Source organism: Leucobacter japonicus (genome assembly GCF_001273855.1).
In the GTDB taxonomy this organism is placed as follows: Bacteria; Actinomycetota; Actinomycetes; order Actinomycetales; family Microbacteriaceae; genus Leucobacter; species Leucobacter japonicus.
The window spans coordinates 1-345 of the sequence record NZ_JHBX01000138.1 but is presented as its reverse complement, the minus strand read 5'-3'; the positions used below and the strand labels follow the sequence as shown (position 1 = coordinate 345).

The 345-nt window shown below is 73.0% G+C and carries 1 protein-coding gene; it reads right to left on the bottom strand.

Annotation, left to right across the window (positions count from 1 at the left end; translation table 11 throughout):
• Window positions 1-313 (bottom strand): amidohydrolase family protein (locus AMS67_RS12995; protein WP_241488083.1); only part of this gene is annotated, 313 nt, incomplete at its 3' end.
• Between the last annotated feature and the right edge of the window lie 32 nt (window positions 314-345).

The window sequence follows — 345 nt, the reverse complement described above, 5'->3', positions numbered from 1 at the left end:
CTCCGAGGACGGTGCGAGCGACCCGGACCCGGTCGAAGTCGCCGGGGTCGCCCAACGGGCCGGTGAGGAGGACGAAGTCGGCGAGGTAGCCCGGGGCGAGCCGGCCGATGCGCTCGGCGAGGCCCGCGATCTCCGCCGCTCCGAGCGTGTACGCCCTGATGGCGGTCGGAACGTCGAGCCGCTCGCTCGGCGTCATCGCCTCCCGCGACGCATCGTTCAGCGCGTGCGCATCCGATGCGGGCGCCGTGCGATTGCAGGCCGTGTGCAGGCCCCACAGCGGATCCGGACTGGTGACCGGCCAATCGCTGCCCATCGCCAGGTGGGCACCTGCACGGTGCAGAGACC